This window comes from Porphyrobacter sp. AAP60, from assembly GCF_001296025.1.
Classification (GTDB): Bacteria; Pseudomonadota; Alphaproteobacteria; order Sphingomonadales; family Sphingomonadaceae; genus Erythrobacter.
In genome coordinates this window covers 303,272-319,914 of record NZ_LJHV01000008.1, presented here as the reverse complement: position 1 = coordinate 319,914, position 16,643 = coordinate 303,272, and the positions used below count along the sequence as shown (strand labels likewise).

The following is a 16,643-nucleotide window of genomic DNA, read 5'->3' as shown; positions in this document are numbered from 1 at the left end:
CGTCACCCCGTGTCAGACACGGGGCGACGAACACGAGTGCGGATTACCCGAAAGCGGGCCGGTAATTGCTTTCGCCCCATTCCTGCCGCTTGGTCCAGTCGCCAAGGTTTTCCAGCTTGCCCTCCAGTTCGGGGAAGCGTTCATAAACGTGGTCCATATCGACCGCGAAGGGCCTGGTCGGGGCTTCGTTGTTGTATTCGTAGAACGCCTGAATCCCCTTGGCGAAATCATCGCGCATTTCGGGCGGCATGGTGTCGCCTGCGGCTTCGACCAGATAGCGGCCGAATTCTTCCGGCGTGCAGGGATCATATTTGATCTCCTTGCCCAGCGCGTCAGACAAGTACTGCGTCACCTGCTTGCCGACCAGCCGCTCCGGCCCGCCGATATTCAGCCACGCGCCTTCCATGTCGGGCCGTTCGAGGCTGGCGAGCATGAAGCGCGCTACGTCATCAAGGCTGATCCAGTTGGCCTGAAGATCGGGGTTGTGCGGGTACACATAACGCCCTTCGCCCACGATAAAGGGCCGCGCCCAGTTGGTCAGCAGGTTATCCATGAACAGCACGGAACCGAAGACCGTCCCCGGCGCGCCGCTGCGCCACAGCGCGTTGATGCCCTTGGTGTTCTCGCCATAGGTGAAGGGATCGCCGGGCTTGTCGGGAATCCAGCTCGATGTGTTCCAGACGACACGCTTGACCCCGATATGGGCGGCGACCTTGCCGACCTCGCCGATCAGGTAGGCGCGGTCTGCGCGGGCTTGAAGCGGGTGGGTGTAGAAGATGTAATCGCTGCCTTCGAGCGCGTCCTGAAATGTCGCGGTGTCGTACAGGTCCATCGGCCGCACTTCGACACGCTCCACCCCTTCGACCGGCGCGCCTTCCAGCGCGTCCGGGCGGCGCGAGATTGCGCGCACATCATACCCTGCCGCGAGCGCCTGGCGCACCTGAGCGAGGCCCTGCCTGCCGCTTGCGCCAATTACTGTGACGAGTGCCATTTGTGTCTCTCCCTATCCTGATTGACCGGAAGACTAGGAAGGGCATCGTCCCTACGCACCGCGCCAAAGTGATAGCCGCAGGGCCAGACACCCCTAGCGAAAAGGCGGGGTTGCCGTAGCGTTGCGTGCGCCGGACAGTGCCGGGCATGACGAACCGCTATTGGCGCATTGCCCGTCGCCCCGAAGGCACCGATTTCGCCCATGCGCTGGAGCTGGCGGACGCACCGCTCGCCCCGTTGGCGATGGGCGAAATCCGTATCCGCAACACGCACCTTTCGATGGACGCAGGCACGCGCATGTGGCTGACGAGCCGCGAGGATGGCTATCAGCCGCCGCTTCCGGTGGGCGGGCCGATGACAGGGCTGGTGCTGGGTGAGGTGCTGGAAAGCCGGGCCGATGGCTTTGCGCCCGGCGATCTGGTGCGCGCCTTCGGGCAGTGGAGCGATGTCAGCACGGTCGATGCGGTGATGTCTGGCGCGTTGCTGCTTGATCCAACGGTGGAGGATCGCCGCGCATGGTTCGGTCCGCTGGGGATGAACGGGTGGACGGCGCTGTGGGGCGTGGAACAGACCGGCGCTGCCCGGCCGGGCGAGCGGGTGCTGGTCTCCGCCGCCGCGGGCGCAACCGGCATTCTGGCGGTGCAGATCGCCAAACTGCTCGGCTGCGAGGCGTGGGGCATCGCGGGCGGCGCGGCCAAGTGCGCTTACCTGACGCAGGAACTGGGGATCGCAGGCGCGGTCGATTACAAGGCTGCTGATGTCGGCGCGCAGCTCGACAAGGCTGGCGGATTCGATGTCTATTTCGACAATGTCGGCGGGCCGTTGCTCGACGCGGTGCTCACCCGCATGAACCACTATGGCCGGATCGCGGTGTGCGGATTGCTGGCCGATTACACCGCTGGCACCCGCACCGCGCCGAAAAAGTTCGATCAGGTGCTGATGCGGCGATTGCGGATCGAGGGGTTCTTCTCGCCCGATTTCATGCACGAAGGCCCGAGCCTGACCCGCCGCCTGCGTGAATGGGTCGAGGCGGGCGATCTGGTGATGCCCTATGACGTGACGCAGGGGCTGGAAAACACGCTGACCGCCTATGCCAAGCTTTTTACCGGCGCCAATATCGGCAAGGTGATTGTGGAGCTGGAGCAATGACAGGCACGATAGAAGACCGCGAAGCCATCCGCGATATCCTCGCCGCCTATGCCCACGCGATCGACCGGCGGCGGTGGGGGATGATGGAGCACCTGTTTCACGATGACGCGGTGTTCAAATTCGGCGTGATCGAGGGCGATTGGCGCGGGTTTGTGGAACAGGCGCGCGCCGTGATCGACCCATGCCTCGCCACCCAGCACCAGTTGGGGCAGGTGCAATTCGGCTTCGCAAGTGACAGCGTCTGCCACACCGAAACCTATATGACCGCAATGCACACCATCCCGCCGGGATACCCCTTGGCGGCGGTGTTTCCAGACAAGGGCGTGATCTACTCCGCCATCGTCGCGGGCCGCTATGTCGACCGCTTCGAAAAGCGGAATGGGGAATGGCGCATAGCCATGCGCACGGGCCTTTACGACTGGCGCGAGTTCCGGATCGCAGAGGGCGTTGATCTCAGCGACACGCCGGAAGGCGCGGCGGGATACCACGACGTCCGCGATCCTTCGACGGCGGTGGTGGCGCGGTGGCTGGGCTAGGGCCGCATTTGCCCTTTGTTCGTCATGCTGAACTTGTTTCAGCATCCATCGCGCGCCCCAAAACGGCGGTGCGTGTGGAGGGATGGAACCTGAAACAAGTTCAGGGTGACGAAGCGGGATTAGCGGGAGGGGGACGTTAGCGCTTGAAAGCAAAAACCCCGCTCATCGTCGCGACCTGCTCCTCGCCGCGCCAGATGCCGCCCGAACAATAGGCCGTGCGCCCGCCCAGCCGGTCGATCCGCGCGCGCGCTTCCAGCCAATCGTCCAATCTGGCGGCGCTGAGGTAATTGACCGTCAGCGTCACGGTCGAAGGCGTCAGCCGGGGGCGCTCGGCATCGTAAACCGCATGGCTCAGGGCGACATCGGCGAAGGTCGAGATCACTCCGCCGTGGGCTGCGTCTTGATAGTTGATGTGGTGCGGACAGACAGCCAAGCCGACCACCCGCACCCCGTCCAGCGCCGCGCCCAGATAATAAGGCCCGCCGTGATCGAGAAAGCCGGGGGTGAAGGTGGCGGGTTCAAAGCCTGCGGGAATATCCATCCCCCCAACCTAACGCCCGCCGGCATCCGCGCCGCTATGAATTGTGCCAATGACAGGCCTTCGCGCAGGGTCTATTCCCCGGCGCATGGGAGAAAACATCGCTGTCGCCGCCGAATCCTTCTGCGACGTCGTGCGCGAACATGCGCGCGCGCAGGGGGACACCATTGCCTTCACCTATGATGGCGAGGACATCAGCTTCGCCGCACTGGATGAAGGCGCAAACCGGGTCGCAAACGGGCTTGTCGCGCTCGGCGTGAAGCCGGGCGAGAGGGTGGCGTTTCTCGGCAAGAACCATCCGCTCTATTTCGAAGCATTGGTGGGCGCGGCGCGGATCGGCGCGGTGATGACACCGGTCAACTGGCGGCTCGCCCCGCCCGAAGTCGCCTACATTCTCGGCAATTCGCAGGCCCGCGTGGTGTTTCTGGGCGAAGGCTTTGCCGAAGTGCTGGCGAGCATCCGCGGCGATTGTGCGGCGCTGGAACAGGTCATCGGTATCGACGCGCCCGATTATCCCGGCACCAATTACCGCATCTGGCGCGACGGCTTCCCCGCGAGCGCGCCCGCGCACCGCGTGCGGTCAGAGGATGATGCGCTGCAACTCTACACATCGGGCACGACCGGCAAGCCCAAGGGCGCAGTGATGACCCACGGATCGATCCTGTCCAGCCGCGATGCCAAGACATCGGGCGAGGAAATGCGCACCTGGCAGGAACCGGTCCCCGGCGATGTCACGCTGCTGGCCATGCCGTGTTTCCACATCAGCGGCACCGGCACCGGGATCGGCACAATGGTGGCGGGCAGCAATGCCATCGTCCTGCCCGAATATGATCCGGCCAAAGCGCTCGATCTGATCCAGAACTTCAACATCTCGAAAATCTTTCTGGTGCCCGCCGCGATCCAGATCCTGCTCAACCACCCCAAGGTGGGCGAGGTCGATTTCAGCCGCTTGAAATACGTCACCTACGGCGCTTCGCCGATTCCGCTCGAACTGATGCGCGAAGCGATGCGGGTGATGGGCTGCGGGTTCGTGCAGATGTACGGGATGACCGAGACCAGCGGCACCATCGTCGCGCTCGATCCCGAAGATCACGTGCCCGAAGGCAGCCCGCGGATGCGCAGCGTGGGCAAGCCGCTGGCGGGCGTGGAATTGAAGATTATCGACGAGGGTGGCTGCGAAGTTCCCGCCGGCACGGTGGGCGAAATCGCCACGCGGTCATCCAAGAACATGCGCGGGTACTGGAACAACCCCGATGCCACCGCCGCCACCATCGATGCCCAAGGCTGGCTGCGCACCGGCGACGCGGGTTATCTGGATGAGGACGGCTATCTCTATATCCACGACCGGGTGAAGGACATGATCATTTCCGGCGGAGAGAACGTCTATCCCGCCGAGGTCGAAAACGCGCTCTATTCGCACCCCAAGGTGGCGGATGTGGCCGTGATCGGCGTGCCGGACGCGAAATGGGGCGAGGCGGTGAAGGCCTGCGTGGTGGTGAAACCGGGCGAGGAGCTGGGCGAAGCCGAACTGATCGCCCACGCGCGCCAGCAGATCGCCGGTTACAAATGCCCCAAGTCGATCGATTTCATCCCCGCCCTTCCGCGCAATCCGTCAGGCAAGATCCTGCGCCGCGAACTGCGCGCGCCGTACTGGGTGGGGAAAGACCGGGCGGTGAATTAGGGACTTTTGTCGACGGTCTGGCGCGGAAGTTTTTGAAGGCTCTCACTTCGTCATTGCGAGCAAAGCGGCAGCGAAGCTGGCCAAGGGCCAACCAATCCATGACCAGTCCTTCCGGCCGGAACCAATTGTCCATGGATTGCCGCGGCCTTCGGCCTCGCAATGACGAGTGCAAGGGCTAACCCCCCGCCAGCCCCGGCAGATCAACCAGCGCTGCGCGGCATTCGGCATCGGCCAGCGCGGCCACCACCGAAAAGGCGACGAATTTCGGCTCGCCCAGATGGGCGATCACTTGCGCTGCCTCGGCATCGGTGATCGCGGTGTGTTCGAACGGGATGCGCCGCGCATAGGCGAGCGCTGTGCGGGTGCCTTCATCAAGCGCAGCGTCATCGATCGCCGCAGCCTCCATCGCGTGCACCGCTGCAATCGCTTGCCGGATCAGTGCCACGAACCGCGCATCGAGCGCGCTTTCTGCCCGCTTGCGAAACGCGGCGTAATGTTCGGCCAGCACCGGATCGCTGGCGAGCGCTGCGTGGACGGGGCCGCTCACTCTGCTGCCTCCAGCACGGCGGGCGTGGGCAGCACGGTGCGGGTCATTTCCTCCGGTTCCAGCCCCATCGTGATCAGCGCCTTGGCCAGCGCGAGGAACAGCGTCACCCCCAGACCCAGCTCGGCAATCTGTGCAGGCGTCAGGTGGCGTTGCAGCGCCGCCCGCGCGTCGCCGGTCAGCAATTCGGGATCGTGGATCAGCGCATCGGTGAATTTCAGCACCGCCTTTTCGGTATCGGTCAGCCGCGCTGATGCCTCGTAACCATCGGTGATATCGTCAACCACATCCTCGCCCAGGCCCTGCGCCACGGCCTTGTCGAAGCGGACATTGCGGCAGAACCCGCATTCGGTGACGCGGGCGTTGCGCATCCGTGCCACCTCCTTGATCCGTGCAGGCACCACGTCCGATCCCCAGAACCGCCCGTAAAGCGCGGCGAAACTCGCGGCGATATCGGGCTGGTGCGCCAGAACCGAGCCGAAATGCGCGGGCTCGCCCGCAATGGCCGATGATACGCGGGGGGTGGTGGACATGGGCGTTTTCTCCTTGAAGGGTCAGGATGATGCATTGGCGCGGGCCGCCGTCCGCCCGGCGATATAGCCGAAGGTCAGCGCCGGGCCGAGCGTGCCGCCTGCACCTGCGTAAATCCCGCCGGTGGGGCAGGCGATGGCATTGCCCGCGCCCAGCAGGCCGGGGATGACTGCCCCATCATGGTCCAGAATGCGCGCCCGCCCATCGGTGCGCGGCCCGCCATTGGTGCCGAGCAAGCCGGAGTGAATCTCCACCGCGTAAAACGGCGCTTCGCGGATTGTGCCCAGCGTCACCGCCGTGCCTTCCCGGCTGCGGTCGCCGTAGAAGTGATCATAGGCGGATGTGCCGCGCCCGAAATCGGGGTCATGGCCTGCATCGGCATGGGAATTGAAGCGCGCCACGGTTTCAGCCAGCACCGCGCCTTCCAATCCGATCTGCTGCGCCAGCCCTTCCAGCGTATCGGCGCGCATCACCCAATCGGGGATCGGCTGCCCCGGCTGGCGCGTGCCGAGCGGATAGCGCGCCGCATATTGCGCATCGAAGATCAGATAAGCGGGCAGGTTGCGATAATCGTAGCTCGCCGGATCGAACTGGTGGAACACGCCGCCCAATGCCGAATAGTTGGCCGCTTCATTGCAGAAGCGTTGGCCGGAGCGGTTGACCATGATCGAATGCGGCACGGTGCGTTCGATCAGAATGATCTGGGCGCGTTGCTCGCCGCTGGCCCATGGCGCATCGGGGGTGACCAGCGTGGGCGCCCACCACGCGCTGGTCATATTGCCCAGCTTCGCGCCTGCTTGCATGGCCAGCTTCAACCCGCCGCCGCTGGCCGTGGGCGGGCTGGCGGGAGCGGTGACGGGGCCGCGCAGGAAGGTCTGGCGCAGTTCTGCATCCCATTCGAACCCGCCGGTGGCGATCACTACCCCGCGCCGCGCGTGCAACGTCAGCGGCTGGCTGCCGCGTTCCGCTTCGATGCCGGTGATCCGTGCCCCCTCGCGCAGCAGGCGCTTGGTCGTCACGCCCAGCATAGGCTCAATCCCGCGCGTCAGACACGCCTTCAGCAGTCGCGCCACCATCGCCTGACCGAAACCGCATTGCCGCAGCTCCATGCGCTGCCCCAGCACGTGCGGAGGCGGCAGCGACGCAGCACCGCCCAGCGGGGTTTCGCGCAGCATCAGCGGCTTGGGTTCTTCGATGGCGTAGATTTTCGCGGCCCAATCGCCCAGTTCCGCCAGCGCGAACAGATCATGGTCGAGCGCGCGGCTGCCTTCGGGTTTCGCGCCGGGGCGGTCGAGATAGTAATCGGGATAGCCCGGCAGCACCGCCACTTTCAGCGCGTCGATGCTTTCAAGGAAAGCCAGCGCTTCGGGCCCGCGATCAACGAAAGCCTCTAGCGTTTCATCCACCAGATCGCCGTGATCCAGACTGCGGAAATAGGCGAGCGCGTCTTCGGGTGTATCGTCCATTCCGGCGGCGCGCATCCGCGGGTTGTCCGCCACCCAGATCACCCCGCCCGAAATCGCCGAGGTGCCGCCGATGCGGTCGTGCTGTTCCACCAGCAGCACCTCCGCGCCGGTTTCATGCGCCGCGAGCGCAGCCGCCATGCCCGCCGCGCCGGTGCCGAGGATGATGACGTCGGTTTCCTGCATGGCAGCCATAGACGCCTGCGAGGGAGCCTGCGGCAATTGCTCATTTTGGCAAGGTGCGCTTCGTCCGTGTCTCCCCTACTCGTCATTGCGAGCCGAAGGCGAAGCAATCCATGGACCGAGGTTGCGCAAGAAAGCGACGGCAGGCCATGGATTGCCGCGTCGCCTGCGGCTCCTCGCAATGACGAGAGGAACGGGAATGAAACTGGCAGGAAAAATCGCCGCGATTACCGGCGGCACGGCGGGCATGGGGCGCGGGATTGCCGAGGCGTTTCTGGCCGAGGGCGGCACGGTCGCACTGTTCGCCCGCAATGCGGACAAGGGCGCGAAAGTGCTGGAGGAACTCAAGGCAGGCGACCGCGCCATCTTCATCGCAGGCGACGTGATGGAGCAGGCCGATCTCGAAGGCTTCATCGACCAGACCATCGCCCATTTCGGCACGATCGACATCCTCGTGAACAATGCGGGCGGAGCGGGCGATTTGCAGCCGCTGGTGAACCTGTCCGATCACGCCTTTGACGAAGCGATGAAGTGGAACGTCTATTCCACCTTCTGGGCCACGCGCCGTGCGCTTCCGACGATGATCGAAAAAGGTGACGGGCGGGTGATCAACATCTCGTCGATGGAGGGCAAGCACGGCAAGGCGGTGCTGACTGCCTATTCCGCCGCCAAGCATGCGGTGAACGGTATGACCAAAAGCCTCGCCCGCGAAGTCGGCGTGTCGGGCGTCACCGTCAACGCGATCTGCCCCGGCATCGTCATCACTGACATCATCAAGAACAACGGCCCCGCTACTGCCAAGGCGATGGGCATGGAACTGGACGAGATGATCGCGATGTTCGCTGCCGATTCGGCGATCAAGCGGCCCAATACGGTCGAGGAAGTGGCGGCTGTGGCAGTCCTGCTGGCTAGCGAGGCAGGCGCCGGGATCACCGGCCAGCAGATCAGCGTTGACGGCGGAACGGCGCAATATTGATGCGGGTTAGGCCGGGCTAGGTGCCGTCTTGACCCTGCCTTGACCCCGGCTTGATCCGGGCGGCGGGAATGTTTCACGTGAAACATTCCCGTTTGCGCTTACCCCTGCAACTTCGCCATCGCCGCGCCCACGGCTGCCGCCACATCGCCCGCCTGCGGATTGCCGCGCATGATCACCCCGCCATTGGGCTGGATATTCGCCCCGGTGACATAGGCCTGATCGGTGCTGAGCCACAGGCAGGCATGGGCGACATCCTCGACCGTATTCAAACGCCCCATCGGGTAACGCGGCAGGAATGCGTCGGTCAGGCCGGGCACGGCAAAGCTGTCATGCGTCATCGGGCTATCGGTGAAGGCGGGCGAGACGGTATTGGCCTTGATCCCCAAGTGCCCGTAATCATTGGCGACACACTCGATCAACGCCTCGCTGCCGCGCTTGGTGCCGATATAGGCGGCGTGGTTAGTGATGATCGCCTTGGTGGTGGCAGAAGACAGCGAAATCAGCGATCCGCCGGTCGGCTGCTGCGCGCTCATCACCCGAACGAAGGCCTGCAGGAAATGGTGCACGCCCTTGAACTGCAGCGCCACAATCTGGTCGAGCTGTTCCTCGGTGATTTCCTCAAGGCTGGCGAGCAGCCCCCAGCCGGTGGTGTTGATCGCGATATCGACCCGTCCGAAGGTGTCGCGGGCCTTGTCAGCCATGGCGTTGACCTGGGATCGGCTGGTGATGTCGCACAGCGCATAGGCTCCGCCGATATCCTCGGCCAGCGCGGCGAGCTGGGCTTCCTTGCGGCCTGCCACCATTACCTTTGCGCCTTCGCTTGCGAACAGGCGGGCGATGACCTGCCCCATATTGCCTTGCGATGCCGCCCCCAGCACCACCGCGGTCTTGCCCTGCAATTGTCCCATCATGTCTCTCCTCTGGCTGGCGGGACTACCACGCATCACTGCTGCCCCACCCTTCCCAAAAGTGTCCATTGTTTGCGCGCGCGGTGCGGCGGATAGCCGGTGCAACAGAGTGGGAGAGCGCGAACATGTTTACAGGACCGCTGGAAGATCGCGTCGCGATCACCGAATTGAACGGCACCTATGCCGATGGGGTGGTGCGGTTCGACGCCGATACCTGGGGCAGCGTGTGGGCGGACGATGCCGACTGGGATCTGATGGGCCACAAGACCAAGGGGAAAGACGCGATTGTCGCCTTCTGGAACGGGGCGATGGGCGGATTGCAGGCGGTGAGTTTCCAATGCGTGCCCTGCATGATCGAAGTCACCGGAAACACGGCGACATCGCGGGTGCAGACGCAGGAAATCCTCAAGCCCAAGGATGGCAAAGCGCGCCATGTGGGCGGGCTGTATGAAGACGAATTGGCCAAGGTGGACGGGCGCTGGGTGTTCACCAGCCGCATCTTCAAAATCATCGCCGAATTCGGTGTGGAGGGGTAATCGACATGGCAAAAATCCTGATTTCCGCGCAGATCGATCTCGATCCCGCGCAGCGTGACGAGGCGCTGCGCACCGCCCGTCCGCATATCGCAGCCGCGCTCGCGGAAAAGGGCTGCATCCATTACGACTGGAGCGCCTGTTCGATGAATCCGGCGCGGGTCAACGTGTTCGAGGAATGGGAGAGCGAGGAAGCCCTCGCCGCGCATTTCCGCGATCCCGCCTATACCGGAATGCGCGATCATATTGGCCAGTTCGGGATCACGGGCGCGGTCAGCGCCAAATACCGCGTGGACGCCGAAGGCCCGGTCTATAACGCCGAAGGACAGGCGACAGAGGCGTTCGATTAAGCTGCTAGGAGCGATCCTCGCCGGTGGGCAGGCGCGGCGGTTCGGCAGCGACAAGGCCCACGCGTTGTATCAAGGCGAGCGGCTGATCGACCGCGTGGCGGCCGCGCTGTCGGCGCAATGCGATGCGGTGGTGGTGTGCGGCCGTGACGAGCCGGGGTTCACCTGCATAGCCGATTGGCCGGAGGCGGGTCTCGGCCCGCTTGGCGGGCTGGCTGCAGCGCTGCGCCATGCCGGGGCGGGCGGGTTTACCCATGTGCTGTCTGCGGGGGTCGATGCACCCGATCTGCCGCGTGATCTGGCCGCTATTCTCGCAGGCGAGGGCGCCGCGATTGTCGAGAGCCAGCCGGTGGTGGGGCTGTGGCCGGTAGCGGCTTTGCCTGCGCTGGAGGCGTTTCTGGGCAGCGGCGGGCGCTCGCTCTACCGCTTTGCCGACGCGATAGCTGCGCGCCAGATCGACCTTCCGGCCACGTTGATGAATGTGAACACGCCCGAAGATTTGGAGCAATCTAAAAATCGTTCGGGCTGAGCTTGTCGAAGCCCTGTCCTTTCTTTGCACCGTCGCAAGAAAGAAGAAGTGCGGCCCTTCGACAAGCTCAGGGAAAACGGGGAAAGTGTCTTACAGCTTCAGCAACTGCTTCCCGCGGTTCTGGCCGCTGAACAGGCGCTGCAAGGTTTGTGGCGCATTCTCGAAACCGTGCTGGATGTCTTCCTGATAGGTCAGGCTGCCGTCCTTGACGAAGCCTTCGAGCCGCTTGCGGATGCCGGGGAACTCGGCCGCCCAGTCGAGCACGATGAAGCCTGTCATGGTGCCGCGCCGGAACACGAGGTTGAAGTAATTCTCCGGCCCGGCGGGCAGGCTGCCGGTCTCGTAACGGCTGATCCCGCCGCAGATTACCACGCGGGCGTTGGTGGCAATGCAGGCGAGCATATCGTTCAAGATCTTGCCGCCGACATTGTCGTAGATGACGTCGACCCCGCGCGGGCAGAGTTCCCTGATCTGCGCCTTCACATTATCGGCCTTGTAATCAATCGCGGCGTCATAACCCGCCTCGCGCACCAGCCAGTCGCACTTGTCCTGTCCGCCCGCGATGCCGACCACGCGGCAACCGGCGAGCTTGGCAAGCTGGCCGACGATGCTGCCCGTCGCGCCCGCCGCGCCGCTGACCAGCACGGTATCGCCCGCCACGGGCTTGCCGACCTTGAACAGCCCGCAATAGGCGGTCAGCCCGGTCGTCCCCAGCACCGACAGAACAGCGGTGGGCGACAGATCGGTTTCAACCTTGGTCAATTCCTTGCCATCGGTGACGAGATATTCTGTCCAGCCGGTGGTGCCGAACACCATGTCGCCCACCGCGAACCTGCCGCCATTGCTCGCGACCACTTCGGCAATCCCGCTGCCGCGCATCACATCGCCGATCGCCATGGGTGCGACGTAATCGGCAATGTTCTCCATCCAGCCCTTCTGCGCCGGATCGAAGCCGAGATAATGCAGCTTGAGCAGCATTTCGCCTTGGGCCGGATCTTGCAATTCGGTTGTGGTCAGCTTGAAATCATTGTCGATTGCGATCCCGCGACCGCGCGGGTGACCGTTCAGAAGCCATTGGCGGGTGGTGGTGGGCATCGGTCAATCTCCTGAAAATCGTCTGCCCTATTGCGGGCGCAACCCGCGCGCCTCCACGGACAAAAGTATCAGTCGAGCGGTTTTGGCCCTGTGGTAATCTCCTGTCCAAAGGGAGAGCATCATGGGCCTGTCGACTCACAAGACTTTCTGCCGTTTCTGCCATGCCAACTGCGCGATGGAAGTGGATGTCGCGGACGGAAAGGTGATCGAGGTGCGCGGCGATCCCGATGATCCGGCCTATGGCGGCTATACCTGCATGAAGGGGCGCGAGCTGCCGGATTCGCACAATTCGGAAAACCGCCTGCATCATAGCCTTGTCCGCAATGAGGCGGGCGAATTCGTCTCCACCCCGATGCCCGAAGCCTTGGCCCATGTGGCGAGCGAGTTGCGCCGGATCATTGACGAGCACGGCCCGCATTCGGTGGCGGTGTTCATGGGATCGGGCGGGTTCCAGAACTCTGCCGCAATGGCCGCTTCGCTATCTTTCGCGCAGGCGGTGGGCAGCCGCAATTTCTACACCTCGGTCACGCTCGATCAGCCTGCCAAGGTCTTCACCACCCAGCGTTACGGCAAGTGGATGGCCGGGCCGAACACCTTTTCCGAGAGCGACGTCGCGCTGTTCATCGGCAACAACCCGATCGTGTCGCACTATGCGCCGGTCGGCGGCGTGCCGCCCTTCAGCCCCTCGCGCCGCATCCGCGACCAGAAGGCCAAGGGGCTGAAGCTGATCGTCGCCGACCCGCGCGAAAGTGATGTGGCGCGGCTCGCGGATATCTATCTGCCGGTAAAGCCAGGAGAAGACCCTGCGATGCTGGCGGGGATGCTCAATGTGATCATTTCCGAAGGGCTGTATGATCGCAATTTCGTTGCCGCCCATGTCGATGGCTTCGATGAACTGGCAGCAGCCGTGAAGGCCTTCCCGCCCGAAGTCGCGGCGACACGTGCCGGGCTGGACACAGATCAGCTCGTCGCCGCTGCCCGGATGTTTGCAGGCGGGTCGAAAGGCTGCGCCACCACCGGCACCGGGCCGGAAATGGCGGGCAACGGCACGCTCACCGAATATCTCGTCACCTGTCTCAACACGATCTGCGCCCGCTTCAAACAGGAAGGCGAAAAGGCCGCGATCCCCGGCGTATTCAGCCCCTATCAGGACGCGCGCCGCGCACAGGTTGCGCCGCCGGTGCCGATGTTCGGCGCCGAAGGCATGCCCAAATCGCGCTTCCGGGGCCTGGGCCATCTCGGCTGGGAGATGCCCTGCAACGTGCTGGCGGACGAAATTCTCACTCCGGGCGAAGGGCAGGTGCGGGCGCTGATTTCGGTTGGCGGCAATCCGGTGGTCGGCTTCCCCGATCAGGCCAAGATGGTGCGGGCTCTGGATGATCTGGAACTCTTCGTACAGATCGACCCGTGGATGAGCGCCAGCGCCAAGCGCGCCACCGTGGTGCTTGCGCCCTCGCAATGTCTGGAACGCGAAGACATCACCAACCTTTCCGAATGGTGGCACGAGGAACCTTACGCCCGCTATGTCGAACCCGTGGTGGCTGCGCCCGGCGACGTGATCGACGAATATGAAATGTTCTGGACGCTCGCCCATCATCTCGGGATCACGATGGTGCTGAACGGCGGGCCTTTGCCGATGGATCGCAAGCCATCGAAGCAGGAATTCCTCGATCTGATGGTGACCGGCAGCCTGATGAAACCATCCGACGTGCGCAAGGACTGTCAGGCCAATGGCGGCGCGGCGATGATCTATCCCGAGGTGCATCCCAAGGTTGAACCGCTGGATGAAAGCGAATTCCACCGCTTCGATCTGGCGGTCGGCGCGATGCCTTCCGAGATCCTGAAATATGCCGATAATCCGGCGAGCCGCGAGGGGTTTGACTTCCGCCTGATCAGCCGTCGGTCGAAGACGCGGTTCAATTCGATCGGCCACCCGCTGAAGAAATTGCAGGACAAGACCACCACCAACCCGGCCTATATCCATCCCGATGACATCGCTGCGCTGGGGCTGGCGGAAGGTGGGTTGGTCGCGATCACATCGCCCCACGCCACGATCCACGGCGTGGTGAAGGCGAGCGACAAGGTGCGGCGCGGGCTTGTGTCGATGGCCCATGCTTACGGCGATGCCGATGCGACCAAGGAGGATGTGCGGGAACGCGGATCATCCACCAACCGGCTGGTGAGCGAAGTGGTCGATTACGATCCGATCACCGGACAGAGTTTGCAAAGCGCCATTCCGGTGAAGCTGGAACCGGCCTGATTCCTAACCCCTGAATCCGTTCGGGCTGAGCCTGTCGAAGCCCTGATCTTCCTTTCCCGAAGAGAAGTGCGGGCCTTCGACAAGCTCAGGGCGAACGGAATGGAGATATCCAGTAATGCCCACCAACCGCCGCTTCCTGCTCCAGCGCCGCCCAGATGGCACGCCCGTCAAAGACGACTTCGAACTCGTCACCGAACCCACCCCCGCGCTGGAGGAAGGCCAGTTCCTGATCCGCAACCACTATGCCTCGCTGGATCCGGCGATGCGCGGCTGGATGGATGCAGAGGGCAATTACATGCCGCCGATTCCCTTGGGCGATCCGGTGCGCGCCAGCACCATCGGCGTGGTCGAGGAAAGCCGTGCAGAAGGCTTTGCGCCCGGCCAGTGGGTGATGGGCCTCAACGCGCTGGAGGACTATTCGGTCAGCGCCGTCGGCGGCTTCACCCAGCCGATTGATCCTTCGCTGGTGCCGAGCGTCACCAATTACCTGTCGATCTTCGGCGCGGTGGGGATGACGGCCTATTTCGGCTTCCTCGAAGTGTGCCGACCCAAGGCGGGCGAAACCGTGCTGGTATCGGGCGCGGCGGGGGCGGTCGGTTCACTGGTAGGCCAGCTCGCGAAAATCCACGGCTGTCGCGCAGTCGGCATCGCGGGCGGCCCGGCCAAATGCGCGCGCCTGATCGAGAAATACGGCTTCGACGCCGCCATCGACTATCGCGGCAAGGATGAAGCGGCGCTCACCGCCGCGATTGCCGAGGCCTGCCCCGATGGCGTGGACGTGATTTTCGAAAATGTCGGCGGGATCATTCTGGATGCCGGGCTGATGAACCTGAACCTGCATTCCCGCGTCGGGCTGTGCGGCCTTATCAGCGAATACAACACCGCGCCGCGCGGCATCCGCAACTTGTGGCAGCTGATCGTCAAGCGCGCCCATATCCGCGGATTGCTTGTGGCTGATTACGTCCCCCGCTTTGCCGAGGGCGCGGCACAGATGGGCGTGTGGGCGGCGCAAGGCAAACTCACCATCGACGAGCATATCGACGAAGGGTTGGAAAACGCCTTCGACAGCTTCATGCGGCTGTTTGCGGGCACCAATGATGGCAAAATGATCCTCAAGATCGCCTGATGGCCCAGACTGTCCGGCGCTCACTGCTTGTGCTGTCCGGGGGGCATCCTTACGAGGCCGAGCCATTTGCGGCGCTGATCGGCAATCTGGGCGAATGGGACGTCACCCATCTCGTCCACCCCGAAGGCGGCGAGGCCGATGCGGAAGCTGTGATCGTCGCAGCCGACGCGCTGCTGTTTTACGACATGGCGGGATACACCTTTGCCGATGGCGCGGTAAGGATGCGTGCGCCGTCGGAGGCTTACCGCGCTGCCATTACGGCGCGCTTTGCGGCGGGAAAAGGCGCAGTGGCGCTGCACCATGCGCTGGCGGGCTGGGCGCTTTGGCCGGAGTGGCATGAATGGCTTGGCGGCGGGTTCCTGTATCAGCCAGGCGACTGGCAGGGCGAGGCTTGGCCGGACTCCGGCTATCGTCACGATGTCGCCTTTGAAGCGCGGATTGTCGCCGATCACCCGGTAACAAGCGGCGTTCCGGAACGGTTCCCGGTGACTGACGAGCTTTACCTCTGCCCGATTGACGAGGCCGCGATCATCCCGCTCGCCCGCGCCGAGGGCTTCGCATTCACGCCCGCCAATTTCTACTCCGCTGCCAATGCCGTCGCCGGTGCGATGTTCAGCCGCGAAGGATGGGACCATCCGCAGGGCAGCAATTGCATTGCGTGGGAAAGCCGCACCTGTCCCGCCCCGCTGGTCTATCTGCAATGCGGCGATGGCCCCGCAACCTACGCCAACCCCCACGTGCGCCGGTTGCTGGCAAACGCGCTCGATTACACCTCAGGAGAAACGCCATGACCCCGCAAGCGACCGTCGAGGCCTTTATCGGCCACTGGAACAGCGGCGATATGGAGGCGATGTATGCGCTCTGCGCCGAGGATGTGGTGTGGCACAATATCCCGATGGAGCCGGTATCGGGCAAGGCTGCGTTTCGCGCCGCGGTCGACGGGTTCAATGGCGATATTGCCGGCTGCGAATGGCAGCTCCATGCCATCGCGGCAAACGGCAACACCGTGCTGACCGAGCGCTCCGATGGTTTCACCTTCTCCGACGGCCGCCGGGCCGCGATCCGCGTGATGGGCACCTTTGAAATCGGTCAGGACGGTCTGATCACCGCCTGGCGCGACTATTTCGACAGCCAAGAGTTCCAGCGCGAATTCGCAGGCGGCTGATGCGGAGGATGCAACCCTAACACAAACGTGCATCGCATCGGGGGGGGCGACATGGCTAGGCTCTCCGCATAATTTCCAAGGGTCTGGAG

Annotated in this window: 18 protein-coding genes; 11 read left to right on the top strand and 7 right to left on the bottom strand. The window is 63.9% G+C overall.

Annotated elements, in window-relative coordinates; genetic code table 11:
• Positions 1–43: 43 nt before the first annotated feature.
• Positions 44–991 (bottom strand): SDR family oxidoreductase, encoded by a 948-nt coding sequence (locus tag IP79_RS07425; protein ID WP_054118618.1) that lies wholly within the window; start codon positions 989–991, stop codon positions 44–46.
• A 146-nt stretch (positions 992–1,137) separates the two neighbouring features.
• Between IP79_RS07425 and IP79_RS07420 the strand changes: the two genes are divergently transcribed.
• Both IP79_RS07420 and IP79_RS07415 read left to right on the top strand, forming a co-directional pair.
• Positions 1,138–2,139, top strand: coding sequence for an NADP-dependent oxidoreductase (locus tag IP79_RS07420; RefSeq protein ID WP_054118617.1), 1,002 nt, complete (start codon positions 1,138–1,140; stop codon positions 2,137–2,139).
• The gene (locus IP79_RS07415; protein WP_054118616.1) at positions 2,136–2,675 is read left to right on the top strand and encodes a nuclear transport factor 2 family protein; all 540 of its coding nucleotides are present in this window, start codon (positions 2,136–2,138) and stop codon (positions 2,673–2,675) included. The genes IP79_RS07420 and IP79_RS07415 overlap by 4 nt, the downstream gene beginning before the upstream one ends.
• Before the next feature lie 136 nt (positions 2,676–2,811).
• Here IP79_RS07415 and IP79_RS07410 read toward each other — a convergent pair whose 3' ends face one another.
• A complete protein-coding gene (locus tag IP79_RS07410; protein ID WP_054118615.1) occupies positions 2,812–3,216 on the bottom strand; it encodes a PaaI family thioesterase in 405 nt (134 codons plus the stop codon).
• An 85-nt stretch (positions 3,217–3,301) separates the two neighbouring features.
• On the opposite strand from IP79_RS07410, the gene IP79_RS07405 reads away from it, so the two are divergent.
• The gene (locus IP79_RS07405) at positions 3,302–4,894 is read left to right on the top strand and encodes a fatty acid--CoA ligase (protein WP_054118614.1); all 1,593 of its coding nucleotides are present in this window, start codon (positions 3,302–3,304) and stop codon (positions 4,892–4,894) included.
• Positions 4,895–5,069: 175 nt separating this feature from the next.
• Here the strand turns inward: IP79_RS07405 and IP79_RS07400 are convergent, their stop codons facing one another.
• From IP79_RS07400 to IP79_RS07390, 3 genes are read right to left on the bottom strand one after another with little or no spacing between them, the layout of a single operon-like run.
• Positions 5,070–5,441, bottom strand: coding sequence for a hypothetical protein (locus IP79_RS07400; protein WP_054118613.1), 372 nt, complete (start codon positions 5,439–5,441; stop codon positions 5,070–5,072).
• A complete protein-coding gene (locus IP79_RS07395) occupies positions 5,438–5,971 on the bottom strand; it encodes a carboxymuconolactone decarboxylase family protein (RefSeq protein ID WP_054118612.1) in 534 nt (177 codons plus the stop codon). The genes IP79_RS07400 and IP79_RS07395 overlap by 4 nt, the downstream gene beginning before the upstream one ends.
• A gap of 21 nt (positions 5,972–5,992) precedes the next feature.
• Complete coding sequence (locus IP79_RS07390) at positions 5,993–7,618, bottom strand: FAD-dependent oxidoreductase (protein ID WP_054118981.1); 1,626 nt, start codon at positions 7,616–7,618, stop codon at positions 5,993–5,995.
• Between the two features lie 196 nt (positions 7,619–7,814).
• Between IP79_RS07390 and IP79_RS07385 the strand changes: the two genes are divergently transcribed.
• Positions 7,815–8,591: an SDR family NAD(P)-dependent oxidoreductase gene (locus tag IP79_RS07385; protein ID WP_054118611.1), complete on the top strand. Its 777-nt coding sequence runs from the start codon at positions 7,815–7,817 to the stop codon at positions 8,589–8,591.
• 98 nt (positions 8,592–8,689) lie between these two features.
• On the opposite strand, the gene IP79_RS07380 is transcribed toward IP79_RS07385, so the two are convergent.
• The gene (locus IP79_RS07380) at positions 8,690–9,535 is read right to left on the bottom strand and encodes an SDR family NAD(P)-dependent oxidoreductase (RefSeq protein WP_233994118.1); all 846 of its coding nucleotides are present in this window, start codon (positions 9,533–9,535) and stop codon (positions 8,690–8,692) included.
• Between the two features lie 89 nt (positions 9,536–9,624).
• On the opposite strand from IP79_RS07380, the gene IP79_RS07375 reads away from it, so the two are divergent.
• Genes IP79_RS07375 through mobA form a run of 3 tightly spaced genes read left to right on the top strand, consistent with a single transcriptional unit; the run spans position 9,625 to position 10,908 of the window.
• Entirely contained in the window at positions 9,625–10,035 is a 411-nt protein-coding gene (locus tag IP79_RS07375; RefSeq protein WP_054118610.1) for a nuclear transport factor 2 family protein, read from the top strand.
• A gap of 5 nt (positions 10,036–10,040) precedes the next feature.
• Positions 10,041–10,382 carry a putative quinol monooxygenase gene (locus IP79_RS07370; protein ID WP_054118609.1) on the top strand — a complete coding sequence of 114 codons (342 nt, stop codon included), beginning with the start codon at positions 10,041–10,043 and terminating at the stop codon, positions 10,380–10,382.
• Positions 10,345–10,908 (top strand): molybdenum cofactor guanylyltransferase, encoded by a 564-nt coding sequence (gene mobA, locus IP79_RS07365; protein WP_324608184.1) that lies wholly within the window; start codon positions 10,345–10,347, stop codon positions 10,906–10,908. The genes IP79_RS07370 and mobA overlap by 38 nt, the downstream gene beginning before the upstream one ends.
• Positions 10,909–10,998: 90 nt before the next feature.
• Here mobA and IP79_RS07360 read toward each other — a convergent pair whose 3' ends face one another.
• Complete coding sequence (locus IP79_RS07360; protein WP_054118608.1) at positions 10,999–12,003, bottom strand: NADP-dependent oxidoreductase; 1,005 nt, start codon at positions 12,001–12,003, stop codon at positions 10,999–11,001.
• Positions 12,004–12,124: 121 nt separating this feature from the next.
• Between IP79_RS07360 and IP79_RS07355 the strand changes: the two genes are divergently transcribed.
• The 4 genes from IP79_RS07355 to IP79_RS07340 all read left to right on the top strand — a co-directional run bounded on the left by IP79_RS07355 (position 12,125) and on the right by IP79_RS07340 (position 16,554).
• Positions 12,125–14,263 (top strand): molybdopterin-containing oxidoreductase family protein, encoded by a 2,139-nt coding sequence (locus IP79_RS07355; RefSeq protein WP_082337078.1) that lies wholly within the window; start codon positions 12,125–12,127, stop codon positions 14,261–14,263.
• A 115-nt stretch (positions 14,264–14,378) separates the two neighbouring features.
• On the top strand, positions 14,379–15,389 hold the full coding sequence (locus IP79_RS07350; protein ID WP_054118606.1) for an NADP-dependent oxidoreductase: 1,011 nt from the start codon (positions 14,379–14,381) through the stop codon (positions 15,387–15,389).
• Positions 15,389–16,180 carry a ThuA domain-containing protein gene (locus IP79_RS07345; protein WP_054118605.1) on the top strand — a complete coding sequence of 264 codons (792 nt, stop codon included), beginning with the start codon at positions 15,389–15,391 and terminating at the stop codon, positions 16,178–16,180. Before IP79_RS07350 ends, IP79_RS07345 begins: the two co-directional genes overlap by 1 nt.
• Complete coding sequence (locus tag IP79_RS07340; RefSeq protein ID WP_054118604.1) at positions 16,177–16,554, top strand: nuclear transport factor 2 family protein; 378 nt, start codon at positions 16,177–16,179, stop codon at positions 16,552–16,554. The genes IP79_RS07345 and IP79_RS07340 overlap by 4 nt, the downstream gene beginning before the upstream one ends.
• The last annotated feature ends 89 nt before the right edge of the window (positions 16,555–16,643 follow it).

Excerpts from the sequence above, each read along its gene's own strand:
- IP79_RS07425 (WP_054118618.1), bottom strand. The coding sequence starts at position 991 with ATGGCACTCGTCACAGTAATTGGCGCAAGCGGCAGGCAGGGCCTCGCT.
- IP79_RS07420 (WP_054118617.1), top strand. The coding sequence starts at position 1,138 with ATGACGAACCGCTATTGGCGCATTGCCCGTCGCCCCGAAGGCACCGAT.
- IP79_RS07415 (WP_054118616.1), top strand. The coding sequence starts at position 2,136 with ATGACAGGCACGATAGAAGACCGCGAAGCCATCCGCGATATCCTCGCC.
- IP79_RS07410 (WP_054118615.1), bottom strand. The coding sequence starts at position 3,216 with ATGGATATTCCCGCAGGCTTTGAACCCGCCACCTTCACCCCCGGCTTT.
- IP79_RS07405 (WP_054118614.1), top strand. The coding sequence starts at position 3,302 with ATGGGAGAAAACATCGCTGTCGCCGCCGAATCCTTCTGCGACGTCGTG.
- IP79_RS07395 (WP_054118612.1), bottom strand. The coding sequence starts at position 5,971 with ATGTCCACCACCCCCCGCGTATCATCGGCCATTGCGGGCGAGCCCGCG.
- IP79_RS07390 (WP_054118981.1), bottom strand. The coding sequence starts at position 7,618 with ATGCAGGAAACCGACGTCATCATCCTCGGCACCGGCGCGGCGGGCATG.
- IP79_RS07385 (WP_054118611.1), top strand. The coding sequence starts at position 7,815 with ATGAAACTGGCAGGAAAAATCGCCGCGATTACCGGCGGCACGGCGGGC.
- IP79_RS07380 (WP_233994118.1), bottom strand. The coding sequence starts at position 9,535 with ATGCGTGGTAGTCCCGCCAGCCAGAGGAGAGACATGATGGGACAATTG.
- IP79_RS07375 (WP_054118610.1), top strand. The coding sequence starts at position 9,625 with ATGTTTACAGGACCGCTGGAAGATCGCGTCGCGATCACCGAATTGAAC.
- IP79_RS07370 (WP_054118609.1), top strand. The coding sequence starts at position 10,041 with ATGGCAAAAATCCTGATTTCCGCGCAGATCGATCTCGATCCCGCGCAG.
- IP79_RS07360 (WP_054118608.1), bottom strand. The coding sequence starts at position 12,003 with ATGCCCACCACCACCCGCCAATGGCTTCTGAACGGTCACCCGCGCGGT.
- IP79_RS07355 (WP_082337078.1), top strand. The coding sequence starts at position 12,125 with ATGGGCCTGTCGACTCACAAGACTTTCTGCCGTTTCTGCCATGCCAAC.
- IP79_RS07350 (WP_054118606.1), top strand. The coding sequence starts at position 14,379 with ATGCCCACCAACCGCCGCTTCCTGCTCCAGCGCCGCCCAGATGGCACG.
- IP79_RS07345 (WP_054118605.1), top strand. The coding sequence starts at position 15,389 with ATGGCCCAGACTGTCCGGCGCTCACTGCTTGTGCTGTCCGGGGGGCAT.
- IP79_RS07340 (WP_054118604.1), top strand. The coding sequence starts at position 16,177 with ATGACCCCGCAAGCGACCGTCGAGGCCTTTATCGGCCACTGGAACAGC.